Below are 17,900 nucleotides of genomic sequence, written 5' to 3'. Positions count from 1 at the left end.
TACGTCTTCCGTTCGTCCGCTCCCGTCCTTGTCCCCGTCCGAACACGTATCGGGAGAAGGATTTAATGGACGTTGTATACACTTACTGTGTATGGACAGGGACACTGCGGAGCCGGACACCGGCAGCTTGCCGGGACCGAACGCCGAGAAGTGGGTCGAACACTACGGCGAGCACGCCGCGCCCAGCGAGTACTCCCACGAGTTCGTCTGGGACGTCACCCGCGAGGCGGAAGGCCCGTTCGTCACCGACGTCGACGGCAACGTCCTCATGGACTTCACGTGTCACATCGGGGCCGCGCCGCTCGGCTATAACAACGAGAAGGTGCTCGGCACGCTTCGGGAGTTCGACCTCGTCGAGCCGATGAAGATCGCGGGACAGGACATGTATTTCGGCTCCGGACCGGACCCCGACACCGCGCCGTTCCCGGGTTCGACGCAGTTGATGGAGAAGCTCACGGAGGTCTCCTCGACGTTCGGGCTGGACACCGTCTTCCTCTCGAACTCCGGAGCGGAGGCCATCGAGAACGCGATGAAGGTCGCCCACGACCACAGGCCGGCCGCGAAGTACGGCTTCGCGTTCGGCGGGAGCTTCCACGGGCGCACCCTCGGCACGCTTTCCCTCACCAACTCCAAGGACGTCTACACCCGCCACTACCCGGAGATCGCCGGGATCGAGACGGTCCCGTTCTGTGCGGACCGCGAGTGTACCGCGGAGACGTGCGACTGCGGCTTCTTCGCCGGCGGCGGCTCGCAGCTCCGGAACGCGCTCGCGCCGGAGGGCGGCCACGTCGACCCCGCGGAGGTCGCGTTCGTGGTCCTCGAGCCGATACAGGGCGTCGGCGGCTACCGGTTCCCGAGCGAGTCGTTCATGGCGGAGGTCGGCGCGGTCACCGACGAGTACGACATTCCCCTCATCGTCGACGAGATCCAGTCCGGAGTCGGCCGCACGGGCGAGTTCTGGGCGTCGGAACACTACGACGTCGAGCCCGACGTGATCGGTGCCGCGAAGGCACTGCGCGTCGGCGCGACGGTCGGACGGTCCGACCTCTTCCCCGACGAGAAGAACCGGCTCGGGTCCACGTTCGGCGGCGGAGATATGCTCGGCTCGATGGTGGGCGCGCTCACGATCGAGGCGATCGAGGAACACGACCTGCTCGCGAACGCCCGCGAACGCGGCCGGCAGGCCGGGGAGTTGCTCGCGGACGACACGGGCGGACACGTCGTCGACGTGCGCGGGAAGGGACTGATGCTCGCCGTCGAGTTCGACACGCCCGACCGCCGTGACGAGGTCGTCGCGGAGGCGTTAGAGCGAGGACTGCTCACGCTCGGCTGCGGCAAGAAGACGATCCGCCTGCTGCCGCCGCTCGACTCGAGCGAACGCGAGATCGACCTCGGGATCTCGATCTTCCTCGACGCGGTCGCCGCCGCGGGGCCGACGCCGACGACCGCTTGAAGCGAGCTACGTCGCCCGGACGTCGCTGTCGGCGACGTCGAGTACGGCCTCCGTTAGCACCTCGACGCCGATCGGGAGGCTCGCCTCGTCGACGTCGAACGTCGGGGAGTGGTGGCCGGTGGGGTGGTCGGTGCCGACGATCAGGTACGTCGCGATCCCGCCGTCAGCCTGGACGCGGTCCATCAGATACGTCGCGTCCTCGCTCGCGCCGAAGTCGGCGATCGGCAGCACCTCCGTCACGCCCTCGACACCCTCGGCGACCGACGCGACGTGCTCGGCGAGTTCGGGATCGCTGTCCGCCCGCGGACACTCGGTCGTGACCTCGAAGTCGACCTCGCACCTGTGCGACTCGGCCGCCCCGCGGAACGCCCGCTCGAGTCGGGACTTCCCGTACTCTTTGAGCGCCGTCGTCTCTCCGCGGGCTTCGGCCTCGACGCGCGCGCGGTCGGCGATCACGTTGCTCGCAGTCCCGGCCTCGGCACGACCTACGTTCACGCGGGTCATTCCCTCGCTGTGTCTGGGGATCCCGTAGGCGTTCGAGATGGCGGTTCCGAGCGCCTGCATCGCGTTGTCCCCCTCCTCCGGGGATTTCCCCGCGTGTGCCGAGGTACCGCGGAACGTGGCCTCGACGTGCGCGATCGCGAGGACCCGCTCGATCCCGGCGACGACCCGGCCGGTCGGGTGGCCGAGCCCGACGTGGACCGCGAAGAGGTAGTCGATCCCCTCGATGAACCGGCTCTCGGCCATCGGATGGCCGCCGCCACCCAGTTCCTCTGCGGGCTGGAAGAAGACGACGAACCGTCCGGAGAAGTCGCTCTCCTTCACCGCCTCGAGCGTCGCGAGTCCCAACGTCATGTGGGCATCGTGGCCGCACGCGTGCATCGTCCCGTCGGTGTCGGAGCGGAACCCCTCGCGGGCGGGCTCGTGATCTGGGTCGTCCGATTCCCCGATGAACAGGCCGTCGATGTCGACCCGGAGGCCGACGGTCGGCCCCTCGCCGCGCTCGAGAACCGCCACGCAGCCGGTGACGCCGCCCGCGGTCCGCTCGAGCACGTCCTCGCGCGCGCCGCGTTCGCGAGCCCGCTCGACCCACTCGTCGTTGGCGTCCTCAGGGACGGCCATCCGGTCGTCGGGGTCGTACGCCTCCCTCCCGACGGCGAGCTCGTCGACGCCGATCCCCTCGATCTCCTCGACCAGCCGGCTCGTGGTGTAGTACTCGCGCCAGCCGGGCTCCGGGTGTTCGTGGAAGTCTCGGCGCAACTCGACGAGCCGCTCCGCGACGGGTCCTGCCATGTGAGTCCGTGGCGCCCGGACGTACTTAACTATCTCCGATGGGTACGGAGACGGCCACCGACCTCCCGGATCGCCCGTTCACGGCCTGAGAGACGGACGCGGGGCGTTCGTTCACGACGGCGATTCACTTCTCCAGCGTCCCGTTCAAGACCTTCGCCGCGACCAGTATCGGGTCCCAGACCGGACTGAACGGCGGCGCGTACGCCAGGTCCAGGCGCTCGAGTTCGGGGACCGTGAGGTCCGCCTCCAGCGCGGTCGCGAGGGTGTTCACCCGCACGGCCGCGCGGTCGGGCCCGACGATGCTCCCGCCGATCAGCCGGCCGGAGTCACGGTCGGCGACGAGGGTCACGTCGGTCTCGGCCGCGCCGGGGTAGTAGCCCGAGCGTGAACCCGCGGTGATCGTCTCGCGAACGGGGTCGAAGCCGGCCTCGACCGCCGCCGCTTCCTCGAGGAATCCGACGCGGCCACACTCCTGATCGAACGCCTTGACGACCGCCGTCCCGGCGATCTCGCCGACGGGCGTCGGATCGCCGGCGACCGTGGCGCCGATCGCGCGACCGGACCGGTTCGCCGTGAGTCCGAGGGGCATCCATGCCTCCTCGCCGGTGACCGCGTGGATCGCGGTCGCGCAGTCGCCGGCGGCGTACACTCCCGGGAGGTTTGTCCGCCCGTGCTCGTCGGTCCGGATCGCGCCGCCCTCGCCGAGTTCGACGCCCGTCCCGGAGAGGAGCTCCGTGTTCGGCTCGATGCCGACGCCGACGACCGCGAGGTCGACGGGGAGGGTCTCGGACCGGTTCCCGTCGTCGAATTCGATCGCCTCGATCCGGTCGTCGCCGACGATCTCCCCGACGGGACGGCCCGTGTGGACGGTCACCCCCCTGTCAGCGAGCTCGGTCTCGACCCGCTCGCCGACGGCCTCCCCGAACGGCGGGAGGAGATGCTCGGAGCGCTGGAAGAGGTGAACGTCGAGCCCGCGGCCGGTGAGCGCCTCGGCCATCTCGACGCCGACGTACCCCCCGCCGACGATCGCGGCGGTCTCCGGAGCCGGCAGGGCCGCGTTGTGATCGACGCGCTCGCGATCGACGGCCGACGCGTCGGCCCGGTCGGGGTCGTACTCCTCGGGATCGGCGACGTAGGCGTCGATCGCCGCGGCGGCGTCCATGTCGTGGAGGGTGAACGCGCCGTCGATCCCCCGTACGTCGAACGGGCCCGTGACCGCCCGACCGCCCGTCGCGACGAGCAGGTCCCCGTACGGCTCCTCGAACGTCTCCCCGTCCGCGGTCCGCACCGAGACGCGCCGCTCCTCGGGGTCGACGCCGACGACCTCGTGGCCGCGCCGGAGGTCGATTCCGCGGTCGTCCACCTCGCTCGGCGACAGCGAGAGGAGGTTCGAGAGACGCTCTATCCGTCCCTCGATGAAGTACGGCATTCCGCAGTAGGCGAACGAGATCCAGCGGCCCTTCTCGAGGACGACGACGTCGCGGTCGGGGTCCTCCCGGCGGCACTTGCTGGCGGCGCTCAGTCCGGCTGCGTCGGCACCGACGACGACGAACGGGTCGGTCATGTACGGAGGGTCGCCGACTGCGGACAAAAAGCCGTCCCCGGCGTGCGCGTCGAACGCATCGGACTCGCCGGAAGCGTTGCGTCGTCTACGAACCGTTTCCGCCCTCGGTCGCACCCTCGACGCCGAGCGCGTCGAAGAGCTTCCGGCGGACCGCCTCCTCGGTGAGGTGGAGGAGCGTGTCGCGGTTCCCGCCGCTCGCCTCGATGCCCGTGAAGATGCCGAGCGGGATCTCGACGGAGCCCTGCGTCGAGTGGCCCGCGGCGTCACCCATCTCGGCGAACGCCTCCTGGAGGACGTTCCCGATGTTGAGCCGGATGTCCTTCGAGCGAGCCGCGAGGTAGATGCGGTCGTCGGCGATCCCGAGCACGGCGGTCGTCGTGATCCCCTCGAGGTTGAGGAGGTGTTGGGCCGCCTGCGCGAGCGCCTCGCGGTCGCGGATGAACCCGGCCGTCGAGAAGAGGTGGCTCCCCTGGACCTGTCGGTTCTGGATCGCCTCGGCGAGGACGTCGAGCGTCTCCGGCGACATCGACGGCGACTCCACCTGCTCGAGCGTGTCGTGGTTCGCGAACGGGTGGAGGTACGCCGCCGCGGTGAGGTCCGCGGGCGTGGTGTCGCGTTTGAAGTCCAGCGTCTCGGCGCGGATCCCGTACAACAGGGCGGTCGCGACCGCCTCCGTCGGCGACTGGTCGAACTCCTGGAGGTACTTCGTGAGGATCGTCGACGTCGAGGAGACGTTGGTTCGGACGTCGACGAACCGGGCGTCCGGCGGCGCGTCCGACTCGAGGTGGTCGATGTAGACGTCGATGCCCGTCTCGAGGTCCACGTCGTCCTCGGCGGACTTCGCGAGGTCGACGGCGGCGACGGTGTCGTACTCCGAGAGGGGTGGCGCGTCCGCCCGGGAACGGAGGTCGATGCCGAGCAGGTTCACGAACGCCCGGTTCTCCTGGTGACCCACGTCGCCGGAGTAGAGGATGTCGGCCTCGACGCCGAACGCGTCCGCGATCGCCTGGAGGGCGGTCGCCGACGCGATCGAGTCCGGCTCGGGGTTGTCGTGGGTGAGGATCGCCATCCGGCCGCCCCCGCCCTCGATGATCTCGGCGAGCTGGCGGGCCATGTACTCCAGTTCGCCCGTCTCGAGCGATTGGAGGGCGCTGTCGGCGATCACCGTCGAGGGGTTGATCACCACGTCCGCGCCGCGTTCGCGCAGCTCGTCCTCGCTGACCGGGTCGGACGCGCGCACGACGACGTACTGGTCGCCGTCGCGGTCGCGGATCGCCGAGACGGCCGCCTTGTTGGCCTCGACGTCGGACGCGAGGATCAACACGATGTCCCGGTCGTCGATGGCGTCGACGACGTCGGGGTCCGCGATGTCCTGGACGCGGGCGTTGAGGTCCTGGTCCCGTAGCGCCTCGACGCGGCTCTCGTCGCGGTCGAGGATGAGCACGTCCTTGCCGCGATCGGAGAGCGACTCCGCGACCGCGTGCCCGACGCTCCCGCAGCCGAGGATCGCGTATCGCGTGCGTGCCGAGCCGGATGCGCCACTACTCATTGGGCCGAGTTTCCGCGGGACGACACTTAACCAGTGCGCTCTCGCCGCGGCGGGGGCGAAGGCCCCGATCAGGCCGCGGAGTCGGTCGTCGTCGCGTCGCCGCTGGATCCGTCGTCGGTGCCGTCATCATCGTTCCCGTCGCCACCGTTTCCGTTGCCGTCGCCCGAACAGCCGGCAAGACCGATCAGACCGGCCGAGGCTGCCCCTTGGAGTATCGTCCGCCGGTCGATCCGCTCGGCGTCCAGATCGTCTCTCATATCATATGACCTTCGGTCCCGTGGGAAACAATATTACATACCATATCACATGAATATATGGGCGTGAATTCATCGATCGGACGGCCACGGCGATGGCGGCGGAACGGCCGACCGAATGAAAAGGCCTTTTACCGTGACTCGGATAGGAGAATTCGAGGGCCGGTAGCTCAGTTAGGGAGAGCGACGGACTCTTAATCCGTCGGTCGCGTGTTCAAATCGCGCCCGGCCCGCTTTCCGAAGGACGGATGCTAAGTCAGACTGTTAGCCGCTGAAGTGTCCATATATAGTAGATAGTGCCATTAGAAGGTTTGGGAATAACCACCGTTTTGGCGTCAGTTCGTTTCGAGTGTGACGCGCATCTGCTCCTTACCGGACAACGTGACGGGTCTCGAGATCGACGCGGAGGAAAAGGATGACGGGAACTGAGTTGCTTCTCGTCACGGGTCTGCTGTCGAATCACTTCCGAGGGTCGGTCGCCGTGGCGATCCTCGCGGGAGGGGTGCTACTGCGGTTCCGGCGGTACCGCGCGGTGTCGGCGGCGGCGGTCGGCGCGGTGTCGTCGACGGCGACGGTCGTCGTGTCAGTCCTGGTCGTGTTGCTGGGGCTCGTCGCGCTCGGCTACTGGGACCCACCGGTTTCGGAGATCGTCGGCGACGTGCTCGGTGCGGGCCGGGTGCTCTACGACCTCGTCGGTGAGTGGCTCGTACGACAGACGCTCGGGCGGCTCAAGGAGTTCGCGGCGTAGCGCTGCTTGGCGACGGATGCGGATCGGTCTCGGCGGATCCGTTTTGGGTCCTTTCCTGCTATTTGGGATAAAATCTTTATTTGTGCCACAACAACACGGTGTATGTCCATTGAAACGGACTCGCACGGTCGGCTCTATCTATCCTCGGAGCTAAGACGGAAGTACGGCGAGAGGTTCCACGTCGTCGAATACGAGGATCGTATCGAACTCATCCCCATCGATGACGATCCGCTCCAAGCCGTTCGTGACGAGATCGGTGACGCACTCGACGACAAGTCGAGGGAGGAACTCCGGGAGGAGGCACTTCAGCGGGCGAAACGGGAAGCTGAAGCCGACATCGAGCGATCACGGCAGGCGGCGGGGGACACCGCCGAATGACGGTCTTCGTCGAGACGGACTTCCTCCTCGCCATCGTCAAGGACGACGACTGGCTCCAAGAACGCGCCGAGGACGTCCTCGACGAACACGAGGTCGTCACCTCGCCGTTCACGTATCTGGAGATGCTCATCGTTCTGGAGCGGCACCAGTTCGACTACGTCCGGCTGTTCGCGAATCTCCTCGACCTCGTTCCGGTCGGTAGCGAAGACGAGAAACAGGTCGTTCTGAAGGCAGTCGCCTACTTCGAGGACGGAATGACGCCGTTCGATTCCTTCCACGCGGCGACTGCCGAGACGCGCGGGCTCTCCATCCTGTCGTCCGACAAAGCGTACGAGGGCACCGATCCCGACCGAATCCCTCTGGAGCCGATCGACGAGGAGTAGCGACCTGATAAGGAGGAATTTCTTGCCATTACCTCAGGGGATCGCCGTTCTGATCCGTTTCGGCACGTACGGACCGATCGCAGCCCTGAACCGCGTTATGGCCCCTCGATCCGAGGTCAACCGGAACCAGAGCGGCCCCTCGAGGTCGTGGATCCGATCCATCTCGGCGTTCGTGAGCTCGAAGTCGAACACGTCGAGGTTCTCCCGGAGGCGGTCCGGATTCGTCGTCTTCGGGATCGTGACGACGCCCTCCTGCTGAACGAGCCACCTGATGGCGACCTGTGCGGCCGACTTCCCGTATCCCGCCCCGATCCGTGAGAGCTCCTCGTCGTCGGCGACGGCACCGTTGACCAGGGGGGTGTACGCCGTCAACAGCACGTCGTGGTCCCGACAGAACGAGAGCATCTCGTCCTGATGGAAGTACGGGTTGTACTGGACCTGGTTGGTCGCTATCGGGACCTCGGAGACGTCCATCGCCCGCGCGAGCTGCTCGATGGAGAAGTTGCTGACCCCTACGTGATCTATCTTCCCGGCTTTCACGAGATCGGAGAGTGCCCCGAATGCTCCCTCCATATTTCCGTCGGGGTGCCACCAGTGGATCAACACGAGATCGATCCGATCCGTTCCGAGCCGCTGAAGCGAGCCTTCGACCGCCCCGATCATCCCCTCGTAGGTCAGGAACTCGGGATACCCCTTCACCTTGGTCGTGACGAAGACGTCCTCGCGGTCGACCGTCGAGGCCTCGATCGCGCGGCCGACGGCGGCCTCGTTCTCGTACGCCATCGCGGTGTCGACGTGACGGTAGCCGGCCTCGAGCGACTCCACGACGGCGTTGAAACACTCGTATCCTCCGGTTCGGAAGGTCCCGATCCCGACGGGTGGTACCGCGGTCACGAGGTCGTTCGATTCGTCTACGGATTCGGATACTACCGCCACGTCTCGTTGTTTCCGTTCCATGACGATTCACACCGCGTGACTACCGTTCGGTCGACAGCGGATCCTGACCGAAGCAAACCGTCCGTGGGTGCTCGCGGCGGCGGACGTTTCCACTCGGACGACTCGCCGACTGGATCGACTCGGAGCATCGAACTCGTTTGAACCATTTCGTCCGTAGCAAGTGGCATTAGATTATTGTTACTTCGAGAATAACGGCGCGGCACGGTCCTCTCACGGACCGGGTTCGGCTCAGCGAGTACCGCCTCGAGCGGATCCCGAGGCGCACCGGATCGTCGATCCACGACCCGGCCGCCGGCGGGGGATCGGGAGTACTTCACTCTCGAAGGGAGAGGAGACCTCGACGGAGACGAGGGGGATCCGGACACCCCGCACGACGGGGATCACTCGATGGCCGCGATCATCTCGATCTCCACCGTGATGTCGATGGCGAGCGCGGCGACTTCGACGGTGCTTCGCCCCGGGTACGGCTCGGGCATCCGGTCGCGGTACACCCGGTTGAACTCCTCGATGTCGTCCATGTCCGTCAGGAACGCCGTGGTCTTGACGACGTTCTCGAAGGAGGTCCCCGCCGCCTCGAGGACGGCCCGGAGGTTGTCGAACGTCCGGTGCGTCTGTTCCGCTATCGTCTCGCCGACCACCTCCCGGGTTTCGGGGTCCTTCGGGATCTGACCGGCCGTGTAGACGGTGTCCCCGTGGATCACGCCCTGTGAGAACGGGAAGTCGCTGTCGTACCCCGCGTCCGTCGAGATGTGTCGTACCATGGTAACACCACTCGAGTGTGAGGTATACGCTTTCGGGTCCGGGGGTTCCGGTTCGGAACGGGCGTCGATCGAGGGTCAGAGCGCGTACTCGTGGTACGCTCCCTCACAGGGCGGTCCGCGCTGTCCGAGTATCCGTCGGTCCCCGAGATCGATGACGAGGCTCGCGTTCGTCTGGCCGTGTTCGACCGCCGGGAGCGACTCGTCGACGTGGCTGCAGATGCTCGACGGTCGACCGAAGTGGTCCCGGAGCCCCGCGCGGATCGATTCGGAGTCGATCCCGCCGTCGCCCGAGTCGTCGTCCGGGGCGGCGTCCGCGGCGAGCAGCCGACGGAGGCGCTCGGCGCGGTAGAGCGTGCTCGGGCCGCGCCGCTCGTTGACGCTCTCGACCGCGTCGGTCTCGAAGTGGTTCGAGTGTGTGAGGACGCCTCCATCCGGGTGGATCGGATTGACGAGTTCGGGGGCGGCCTCGAGGTCGATCAGTTCGCCGTCGGCGTGGCCGACGAGGACGTTCGCCGAGCAGACGCGGTCGGTCTCCAGTATCGGCCGGAGCGCGTCGTCGTACCGCTCGGCGTCGAGCACCTCGCGGAACCGGACGTGGTAGGGCTTCCGGAGACCCTCGCTCCCGTCGTCGCCGGAGATGAGGCCGTTGACCGCGATCCCGATGCCGTGTTCGTTCACGCCGATCTTTCCCCCGACGATACCCGCCTCCGTCATCGCCAGCACGTCCGGCGCGTCCTCGCGGCGGAGCTCCATCAGGAAGAGCGTGTCCACGATCGGCGCGAGCCAGTCCCAGTTCTGTCCCATGTACGTCGTTCCGTCGGCCGTGGCCGACGGCAGCACTCCGAAGCTGGTACAGCCGTCGATCGGCGGCTCGGGTTCCGTCACGACCGTCTCGTTCGCCTTCTCCGTCTGCGCCTTCCACGCCGGATAGATCACCTCCCACCGGACGTTGAGCATCGTCACGTCGACGAGGGGGACGCCGCTTCCCTCGGCGATCCCGCGCATCTCGGCGGCGTACTCCGGACTCTCGCGTTCGATGTACTCGACGTATTCGGCGGCGTGTTCGCGCATCGCGTCGACGTCGACTCCCTCGTGGGAGAACCGCTCGCGGTACGTCTCGACGTTGGCGGCGACCTCGTCGGCGAACCGCTCGCCGTGTTCGATCCCGCGTTCTCGGGGCGTGCCTGACAACACCACGCGCTCGAATTCGGCCATGGACGGAGTGGGACGGGGCGGATGATAAAGGTTCGAGTGCGGGATCGTCGCCCGGGGATGCCGACCCCCACGGCTTTGCCGCCGGCGGCCGACGCGTCCGTATGGTTACGGAACACGGCGATCCGAACGACACGTTCGACCTCGGTGACGGACTCGCGGTCTCGAGACTCGGGTTCGGCGCGATGCGGCTGACCGGCGAGGACGTCATCGGAGCACCGGGAGACGAGCGGGCGGCGAGGTCGGTCCTCCGTCGGGCGGTCGATCTCGGCGTCGACTTCGTCGACACCGCCGACTCCTACGGGCCGGGCGTCAGCGAGCGGCTGATAGGTGAGGAACTCGACGCGGACGACGACGTCGTCGTCGCGTCGAAGGCCGGACTCCTCCGGAACCGCGACGGCGACTGGATCCCTCACGGCGACCCGGACTTCCTCCGGAACCAAGTCCTGTGTAGCCTCGATCGGCTCTCGACCGACTCGATCGACCTGTACCAGCTACATCGACCCGACCCCGACGCCGACTTCGCGGACTCCGTTCACGCCTTCGCCGAGATGAAGGACGCCGGCCAGATCGACCGCGTCGGCCTCTCGAACGTCTCCGTCGAACAGTTGGAGACCGCACGGGAGATCGTCGATATCGCGACGGTACAGAACCGGTACGACGTGGGCAACCGCGACGAGGAGGACGTCCTCCGCGCGTGTGAGGGGTACGACATCGGCTTCGTTCCGTGGGGCCCGATGTACGCGGTCGAGGAGGAGGACGCGCGTGACGTGCTGGAGGCGGTCGCCGACGAACACGGCGACGGAACGACCGCCCACCAGGTCGCGCTCGCGTGGCTGCTCGATCACTCGGACGTGATGCTCCCGATACCCGGCACCTCGAGCGTCGAACACCTCGAATCGAACCTCGCGGCCGCGCACCTGGAACTGACCGACGACGACGTGAGGAAACTGAACGGGATCGACCCGCGGCCGTGACCCGATACGCCGGCGTCCCGGTCGGCGTCGCCTAGACCCCGAACGTCGCCCGCAGCATGTCCCGCGTCCCGGGCCCGAGCCCGACGGCGAGCACGGTGATGAGCAACAGTAGCGTGTATCGCGGCGACTCCTCGTAGAGCTCGCCGTTGAACACCCAGACGACGAAGGTCGCCGCGGCGAGCTTGACGAACAGGAACGGCCAGGCGTCGCCGGTGACCGCGAGCACCGACTCGGGGAGCAGTCGACCGGTCCAGTTCACCACCAGCTCGTTGACGACGTGTTTCGGGACGAGGTTCGCGGTCCCCGTCAACGCCGGCATCCAGTCGAGGCCGATCACGTTCGCGACCCCGTCGACGGCGTGACCCCAGATGATCACGAAGCCGACGAATCCCGTCCCGCGGTTGATCGACGGCTCGAACCGCTCGATCAGTTTCCACGTCGCCGCGGCGGACGCGCTCGCGATGACGAGGATGGACCCGATCACCTGCGGGTAGAACGTCACGTAGTCGGTGGCTACGGCGAGGTACGCCAGGTAGCCGACCGACGCCGTCAGCGCGACGGCGCCGGCTCCGAAGAGCGGCGGGGCGTAGTCGTCGACGAGCCCCCGATCCTCGAGCGCGTACGCGCCGATCACGCAGAGGAGCGTCACCGCGAAGACCGTGAAGTAGATGAACGGGCTGATGATCAACGCGCTCACGGGGAAGGATATCAGCGGCTCGACGCCGGCGCGTATCGCGGCGATCCCGGCGTCCTCGACGGTTCGGAGCGCGCCGCCGAACAGCATGAACGGGAACAGCGCGTAGAAGAACCGGAACTCGGTGGCTATCTCCAGCCGACGAAGCAGGAAGACGACCCCGATCAGCATCGCCAGCAGGATGACGACGTAGCTCAACGTCGAGACGGTGGTGTACCCGGGATACGCGACGACCTCGCCCGCCGCGACCGCGTCCGCACACGCGGAGGAACTCGTCAGAAGCTCCGTTCCGCCGTCGGCCGGGCGGACCGCACACTGTGCGACCTGTCCGTCGGCGGCGACCGGCCCCCAGAAGTACCGCCAGAGGAACCGATCGTACACGACCCGCGGGAAGACGACGGACCCGACGACGAGGATCGCGGTGATCGCGGCGACCGCCGCCGCCCACGCTCGCTCCGCGGAGAGCCCCACCCGGTCCTCGAACCGTGCGCTCATACCAGGGTTCGGAGGGTTCCGGAGTTGAGGGTTCCGGTCGAGACCGATGGGCGTCACTCCGGCGGGAGCGACGGAATCGATGGCATCGGAAACTCCGACGTCCGTGGATCGTCGTCGGCGCGCTCAGATCGGCGGCCCTTCGACCTCGTAATCGGTTCCGAGGATGATCATGGTCTGTGACCGCGAGAAGCCGTCCATGTTCGCGATCCGGTCGAACATCAGGTCCCGAAGACGGTCCGTGTCCTCGGCGACCACGCGGAGGATCACGTCCCATTCGCCGGTCGTCAGGTGGATCTCTCGGACGCCCTCGATCTCCCGGAGGCGTTCGAGCGCGTCCTCCTCGCGACCCTGTTCGACCCGGAGACCGACGAGCGCGCTGACGCCGTACCCGACCGCCTTCGCGTTCACCGAGGCGTGATACCCCTCGATGACTCCCGCGTCCTCCATCCGGCCGACACGGTCGTGGACCGTCGCGCTCGACATGTCGATCCGGCGCGCGATCTCCGAGAACGGAGTTCTGGCGTCCTCCTGGAGGATCCGGAGGATCGCCCTGTCCGTGTCGTCCAGTTCCATGCCGGTCGATAGTCGCCGGAGGACTTTGAACTTGCCCCCCGTCGATCCGGGTCGAAACCGAGACAGCGACTGAAGCGGCGGAGAGGATCGACGGATCCGTTCAAAGTCCTCCGACGACTATCGAAGTCCATGGATTAAGTATCCTCCACGTGACCGGGAAACGATGCCCTCCAGACGCAGCCTGCTCGGACGCCTCGGTACCGTCGGTCTCCTCGGAACGTCGATCGCCGGCCTCGCGGCCGGTTCCGCGGCCGGTTCCACGCCCGGATCGGTGGCCACGACCGGGAGGAACGCCCCGTACGACGCGTCGCGTCTCGCCGACGGCGACACCACCCTCACCGCGACGGTCGACCCCGCGGCCGTCTCGACGGTCGGCCTTCCCAAACCGTGGTCGACGCGGCTCTCCGCCGCGACGGCCCGCGCGGACGTCTCCCTCTCCGAAGTCGACTCGATCTCCGGAAGCGTCGCGCTCTCGGGAGAGACCGTCGAGGGGGCCGCCGTCGTCCGCGGGTCGTTCGACTCGGACCGCCTCGTCGCCGCCGTCCAGGACCGCGGACGCTGGTCGACCGTACGAACCCGAACGGCCGGAGGAACCGGCGGATCGGTCCGCCGATTTCGGGGCCGCGAGGAGCCGTACGCGGTCGCCGTGAGCGACGCCGAACTCGTCGTCGGATACGCCCCGACCGTGGATCGCGCCGCGGCCCACGTGCGTGCCGGGGTCGAAACGGGGACCACGGCCGGAACGGACGCGGCCACCCGAACGGACGCCACGGTCGCCGGAAACGCCCCGATCCCGTCGCTGCTCTCGGGTGACGTCGTGGTGTACGCGGATCTGGGTGAGTCCGGACGGAGCCGACTCCGCGCCGTTCTCTCCGGCGCGCCGGAGGCCCTCCGCGCGAGCGTCGAGGCCGCCGGCTCCATCGGCGTCGCGGTCGGCGTCGACGGCGGGATCGGCCTCCGATACGCGGCGACGCTCGATCCGGCCCGACTCACGCGTGGACGTCTGCGCCGGATCTCCGGAAGCGTCGACTCCGGAGGAGTCCTCGACGACGCGACGGTCGGGGTCCGCGGGCGGACGGTCGTCGTCGACGCGACGACGACTCGCGAGGAACTGTTCTCCCTTCACGACGATCTGCGCTCGGCTCGCGTCGACGCGGTCGGCACCGGGTCCGAAGGGTAGCTCCGGCCGGGGGTCTCACTCCTCGTCGGCGGCGAAGGAGCCCTCGCGGATCGCCCGTTCGGCCGTCGCGAGCGCGGCGTCGGGATCGAATTCCTCGACGATCGCACGGCGCTCCGCCGGCGACGCGTCGGCCAGTTCCCGAGCGTGTGCGGTCACGTTCGGGACGGCCCTGAGGACGTTGTCGATGATCGGGATCGCGGCGGTTCGCGGCGACCGGCTTCCCGGGTTGAGGTCGATCACGATCTCGGTTTTGCCCGCCGCCGCGAGCGCCTCGGCGCGGTCGCCGTCCTCCAGCGGCACCACGACCACGTCGGCCGCGCCGATCCCGTCCGCGTCGACCGTCCCGCGAGCGTGTTCGAGTCCGGGTATCTCGCCGTCGCCGGTCAGCCCCTTGACCTCCGACGCGCCGTGTTCGCGGAGGTGTGTGGCGATCGCCTCCATCCGTTCTTCGGTTCGATTGAAGAGGTTCACCTCGAGGTCGGCGTCGACGACCTCGGCGAGTTCGACCGTCTCGGCGGGGACCAGCGCGGCGACGTTCCCGTTCACGGAGAACACCGGTCGCTCCGCGGAGAGCAGCGTCGCGGCCGCCGCGCGTGCGGCGTCGTCCGCGCTCGGGAGGGTCCGCTCGCCGAGGAGGTAGTCGAACGCCTCGCCGCGGCCCTGTGCGATGAGCCCCTGTTTCGAGGTGATCCCCTTCTCGACGCCCGCCTCGATCCGGTGGCGGGTGAGAAGCGAGGCGTATCTCGGGTGGTCCTCGGGGATCTCCGTCCCGGTCATGGCCGCGAGTACCTCCCCGGTGAAGTAAAGTGGCTCGTTGGCGCGCCGACGTCGACGGCGAAAGACCCGGCAAAAACGGCCGAATAGCTAAGTTCACGGCGGACGTATCGTCGACCGTGATGGATCGGACCGGCAAGTACACCGTCGTCAAGGCGTGTAACGACCACGGGACCATTACGCTCCGGGAGTACCCGCGGAACGGGACGCTGTACGTCGTCGAGTACGACGACCCGGACCTCAGGGAGGAGCTCTCGGACCTGGAGGCGGGCTCCGTCGTCCGTCTCGACCTCCGTCGGGCCGGTCGTCGGGGTAACGCCTGGTGCGCGGAGGCGGCCCGGCCGGTCGAGACGTGAGGACACGTGAGAACCCGACCACACGCGCGTGTGGTCGACGACACACGTTTTTCACGGGGCCGTCCCTTCCGTGGGTATGAACGGATGGCAGCGGCGGGTCGTCGGCTACTTGCTTCTCTTAGCCCTGGCGCTCGTCGGTACCGCGGCGGTCTACCAGTGGGGGATGGGGACGTTCGAGGGGCGACCCCGGACGTTCCTCGACTCGCTCCAGTTCGCCGTCGAGATGTTCACGACCACGGGCTTCGGCGGGGATGCCCGCTGGACGAGCCCGCAGATGCAGGCGTTCATCGTGGTTACCGACCTCCTGGGGATGGCGCTGCTCGTCGGCGCGCTGCCGGTCGTCGCGACGCCGCTCCTGGAGAGCGCGTTCTCGGAGACGGCCCCCGAATCGCTCGATGATGAGGTCTCCGGTCACGTGATCATCTGCTCGTACACCACGCGCGCGGAGGTCCTCATCGAGGAGCTCGACGCACACGACGTCCCGCACGTGATCGTCGAGGCCGACCGCGAGCGAGCGAACGAGCTGTACGGAGACGGCAACCGGGTGATCCGCGCGGATCCGGAGTCCGCGGAGGGACTGGAGGCGGCGAGGCTGCCCGCGGCGCGGGCGCTGGTGGCCGACCTCTCCGACCAGGTGGACGCGAGCATCGTCCTCGCCGCCAAGGAGGTCGCCGAGGACGTTCCGGTCGTCAGCGTCGTCGACGACCCGGAGCTGGAGCGGTACCACCGGCTCGCCGGCGCGGACCACGTGCTCTCGCCGCGGCCGCTGCTCGGTCGCGGGCTCGCCGCGAAGGTGACGACCGCCCTGCGAACTGAGATCGACGAGGCGGTCGCGATCGGCGAGGACCTCCGGCTCGCGGAGGTGTCCGTCCGCCACGGCGGCGACCTGGCCGGATCGACGCTCGCGGAGAGCGGGATCCGCGAGCGGGCCGGCGTCAACGTGATCGGCGCGTGGTTTCAGGGGGACTTCGACGCCTCGCCGTCGCCGGACGCGACGCTGGAGCGCGGAACCGTGCTCCTCGTCTCCGGCCGGCCGGACCAACTGGAGCGGCTGGTCGGGATGACGCAGTCGTCGGTGCGGCGCTTCTCACCCGGTCGAACCGTGATCGCCGGCTACGGACAGGTGGGTCGAACGGTGACCACGGAGCTCGACGACGCCGGGATCCCGTACACCGTGGTCGACCGGACTGACGCCGAGGGCGTCGACGTCGTCGGCGACGCCACCGAGCCGGAAACGCTCTCGACCGCCGGGATCGACGAGGCCGACACCGTCGTCCTGGCGCTCCCCGACGACACGACTACCGAGTTCGCCACCCTCGTGATCCGGGAGGCGGCACCCGACACCGAGATCGTCGCCCGCGTCGACGAACACGCGAACGTCTCGAAGACGTACCGGGCGGGTGCGGACTACGTCCTCTCGTTGGCGACCGTGACCGGCCGGATGTCGGCGGCCCGGCTGCTCGAAGGGCGCGAGGTGCTTTCGGTCGAGGGACAGGTCGAGGTGATCAGGCTCGAAGCGCCCCGCCTGGTCGGATCGACGCTCGGCGAGGCGAACGTCCGCGATCGGACCGGCTGTACCGTGATGGCGATCGAGCGTGACGGAGCGGTGCGCACGGAGATGGGCCCCGACACCGCCGTCGAACGCGGGGACGAACTGGTCGTCGTCGGGACCGACGAGGGGATCCGCGCGTTCGAGCGAGCGTACGCGTAGTCGCCCTTCACGTAGGTACGGGTCACCTACGTGTAGATGCGGGTCGGTCGATCCCGTTCCCCCCGTCAGTCATTCGCTCTCGTCCCGATGGGGGAGCGTGATCACGGGACGGTCCGCGTTCGTCACTAGCTTCAGGCTGCGGTCGCCGGAGAGGAACTGCATGAGTCGGCTCCCGCCGCGGGAGCGGTAGGCGATCGCGGTCGCGTCGACGTCCTCGGCGGCGTCGAAGATCGCGCCCACGACGTCGCGGGCGTAGGCGGTGTGGTCGTCGGCGTCGGGGAACACGGACCGGACCGCGGCGTAGGATTCGTCCGCCAGCTCCTCGGACTGCTCGACCGGCGTCTTGTCCGGGACGCCGCCCCCCTTCTCGACGACGTGGAGGGTGGTCACGCGGTCCGGCCGATACGGTTCGAGGGCTCGTGCGGTCGCCAGCGCGTCCTTCTCGTTGGCGACCGGGAGGAGGACGTGGCCGAGCAGGTCCCGTCCGTCGGTCGGATCGGTGTCCGTCATGTATCGTACTACGTGGCTCTTCAGTTAAGAAGATACGCACACGGCACGCACGCCGAACGCTGACACGCGACGCCGACT

19 protein-coding genes and 1 tRNA gene are annotated in these 17,900 nt (G+C 68.1%); 9 read left to right on the top strand and 11 right to left on the bottom strand.

The window, feature by feature from the left end; all coding sequences use genetic code 11:
- Positions 1-91: 91 nt before the first annotated feature.
- On the top strand, positions 92-1,453 hold the full coding sequence (locus EAO78_RS04980; protein ID WP_122104750.1) for an aminotransferase class III-fold pyridoxal phosphate-dependent enzyme: 1,362 nt from the start codon (positions 92-94) through the stop codon (positions 1,451-1,453).
- Between the two features lie 6 nt (positions 1,454-1,459).
- Here the strand turns inward: EAO78_RS04980 and EAO78_RS04975 are convergent, their stop codons facing one another.
- The 4 genes from EAO78_RS04975 to EAO78_RS04960 form a co-directional block, all read right to left on the bottom strand.
- Positions 1,460-2,746 carry an amidohydrolase gene (locus EAO78_RS04975; RefSeq protein WP_122104749.1) on the bottom strand — a complete coding sequence of 429 codons (1,287 nt, stop codon included), beginning with the start codon at positions 2,744-2,746 and terminating at the stop codon, positions 1,460-1,462.
- 124 nt (positions 2,747-2,870) lie between these two features.
- Positions 2,871-4,310, bottom strand: coding sequence for an FAD-dependent oxidoreductase (locus EAO78_RS04970; RefSeq protein WP_122104748.1), 1,440 nt, complete (start codon positions 4,308-4,310; stop codon positions 2,871-2,873).
- An 85-nt stretch (positions 4,311-4,395) separates the two neighbouring features.
- On the bottom strand, positions 4,396-5,859 hold the full coding sequence (locus EAO78_RS04965; protein WP_122104747.1) for a DHH family phosphoesterase: 1,464 nt from the start codon (positions 5,857-5,859) through the stop codon (positions 4,396-4,398).
- Positions 5,860-5,927: 68 nt separating this feature from the next.
- The gene (locus EAO78_RS04960; protein ID WP_203227828.1) at positions 5,928-6,116 is read right to left on the bottom strand and encodes a hypothetical protein; all 189 of its coding nucleotides are present in this window, start codon (positions 6,114-6,116) and stop codon (positions 5,928-5,930) included.
- 156 nt (positions 6,117-6,272) lie between these two features.
- Here EAO78_RS04960 and EAO78_RS04955 point away from each other — a divergent pair.
- The 4 genes from EAO78_RS04955 to EAO78_RS04940 all read left to right on the top strand — a co-directional run bounded on the left by EAO78_RS04955 (position 6,273) and on the right by EAO78_RS04940 (position 7,622).
- A tRNA-Lys gene (locus EAO78_RS04955) sits at positions 6,273-6,346 on the top strand.
- A 182-nt stretch (positions 6,347-6,528) separates the two neighbouring features.
- Positions 6,529-6,861 carry a hypothetical protein gene (locus tag EAO78_RS04950; RefSeq protein ID WP_122104746.1) on the top strand — a complete coding sequence of 111 codons (333 nt, stop codon included), beginning with the start codon at positions 6,529-6,531 and terminating at the stop codon, positions 6,859-6,861.
- 102 nt (positions 6,862-6,963) lie between these two features.
- Positions 6,964-7,239, top strand: coding sequence for an AbrB/MazE/SpoVT family DNA-binding domain-containing protein (locus EAO78_RS04945; RefSeq protein WP_122104745.1), 276 nt, complete (start codon positions 6,964-6,966; stop codon positions 7,237-7,239).
- The gene (locus tag EAO78_RS04940; protein WP_122104744.1) at positions 7,236-7,622 is read left to right on the top strand and encodes a type II toxin-antitoxin system VapC family toxin; all 387 of its coding nucleotides are present in this window, start codon (positions 7,236-7,238) and stop codon (positions 7,620-7,622) included. Before EAO78_RS04945 ends, EAO78_RS04940 begins: the two co-directional genes overlap by 4 nt.
- A gap of 33 nt (positions 7,623-7,655) precedes the next feature.
- Here EAO78_RS04940 and EAO78_RS04935 read toward each other — a convergent pair whose 3' ends face one another.
- The 3 genes from EAO78_RS04935 to EAO78_RS04925 all read right to left on the bottom strand — a co-directional run bounded on the left by EAO78_RS04935 (position 7,656) and on the right by EAO78_RS04925 (position 10,555).
- Positions 7,656-8,579, bottom strand: coding sequence for an aldo/keto reductase (locus EAO78_RS04935; protein WP_122104743.1), 924 nt, complete (start codon positions 8,577-8,579; stop codon positions 7,656-7,658).
- A gap of 380 nt (positions 8,580-8,959) precedes the next feature.
- A complete protein-coding gene (locus EAO78_RS04930) occupies positions 8,960-9,340 on the bottom strand; it encodes a RidA family protein (protein WP_122104742.1) in 381 nt (126 codons plus the stop codon).
- 75 nt (positions 9,341-9,415) lie between these two features.
- A complete protein-coding gene (locus tag EAO78_RS04925) occupies positions 9,416-10,555 on the bottom strand; it encodes a C45 family autoproteolytic acyltransferase/hydolase (RefSeq protein WP_122104741.1) in 1,140 nt (379 codons plus the stop codon).
- A gap of 101 nt (positions 10,556-10,656) precedes the next feature.
- On the opposite strand from EAO78_RS04925, the gene EAO78_RS04920 reads away from it, so the two are divergent.
- A complete protein-coding gene (locus tag EAO78_RS04920; protein ID WP_122104740.1) occupies positions 10,657-11,529 on the top strand; it encodes an aldo/keto reductase in 873 nt (290 codons plus the stop codon).
- 31 nt (positions 11,530-11,560) lie between these two features.
- Here EAO78_RS04920 and EAO78_RS04915 read toward each other — a convergent pair whose 3' ends face one another.
- Positions 11,561-12,718, bottom strand: a complete 1,158-nt coding sequence (locus tag EAO78_RS04915; RefSeq protein WP_122104739.1) for a DUF63 family protein — start codon at positions 12,716-12,718, stop codon at positions 11,561-11,563.
- A gap of 123 nt (positions 12,719-12,841) precedes the next feature.
- Positions 12,842-13,291 (bottom strand): Lrp/AsnC family transcriptional regulator, encoded by a 450-nt coding sequence (locus EAO78_RS04910; RefSeq protein WP_122104738.1) that lies wholly within the window; start codon positions 13,289-13,291, stop codon positions 12,842-12,844.
- Positions 13,292-13,454: 163 nt separating this feature from the next.
- On the opposite strand from EAO78_RS04910, the gene EAO78_RS04905 reads away from it, so the two are divergent.
- Entirely contained in the window at positions 13,455-14,471 is a 1,017-nt protein-coding gene (locus EAO78_RS04905; RefSeq protein WP_122104737.1) for a hypothetical protein, read from the top strand.
- Positions 14,472-14,486: 15 nt separating this feature from the next.
- Here EAO78_RS04905 and EAO78_RS04900 read toward each other — a convergent pair whose 3' ends face one another.
- Entirely contained in the window at positions 14,487-15,248 is a 762-nt protein-coding gene (locus tag EAO78_RS04900; protein ID WP_122104736.1) for a 4-phosphopantoate--beta-alanine ligase, read from the bottom strand.
- 119 nt (positions 15,249-15,367) lie between these two features.
- Here EAO78_RS04900 and EAO78_RS04895 point away from each other — a divergent pair, with 119 nt between their 5' ends.
- Together EAO78_RS04895 and EAO78_RS04890 are read left to right on the top strand one after the other, a co-directional pair.
- On the top strand, positions 15,368-15,601 hold the full coding sequence (locus EAO78_RS04895) for a hypothetical protein (RefSeq protein ID WP_122104735.1): 234 nt from the start codon (positions 15,368-15,370) through the stop codon (positions 15,599-15,601).
- Between the two features lie 76 nt (positions 15,602-15,677).
- Entirely contained in the window at positions 15,678-17,312 is a 1,635-nt protein-coding gene (locus EAO78_RS04890) for a potassium channel family protein (RefSeq protein ID WP_122104734.1), read from the top strand.
- Between the two features lie 69 nt (positions 17,313-17,381).
- Here the strand turns inward: EAO78_RS04890 and EAO78_RS04885 are convergent, their stop codons facing one another.
- Positions 17,382-17,822 carry a universal stress protein gene (locus tag EAO78_RS04885; RefSeq protein WP_122104733.1) on the bottom strand — a complete coding sequence of 147 codons (441 nt, stop codon included), beginning with the start codon at positions 17,820-17,822 and terminating at the stop codon, positions 17,382-17,384.
- Positions 17,823-17,900: the final 78 nt, after the last annotated feature.

It is taken from the genome of Halobellus captivus (genome assembly GCF_003697845.1).
Classification (GTDB): Archaea; Halobacteriota; Halobacteria; order Halobacteriales; family Haloferacaceae; genus Halorubrum; species Halorubrum glutamatedens.
The sequence above is the reverse complement of the archived record's forward strand: the minus strand, read 5'-3'. Positions and strand labels throughout refer to the sequence as shown.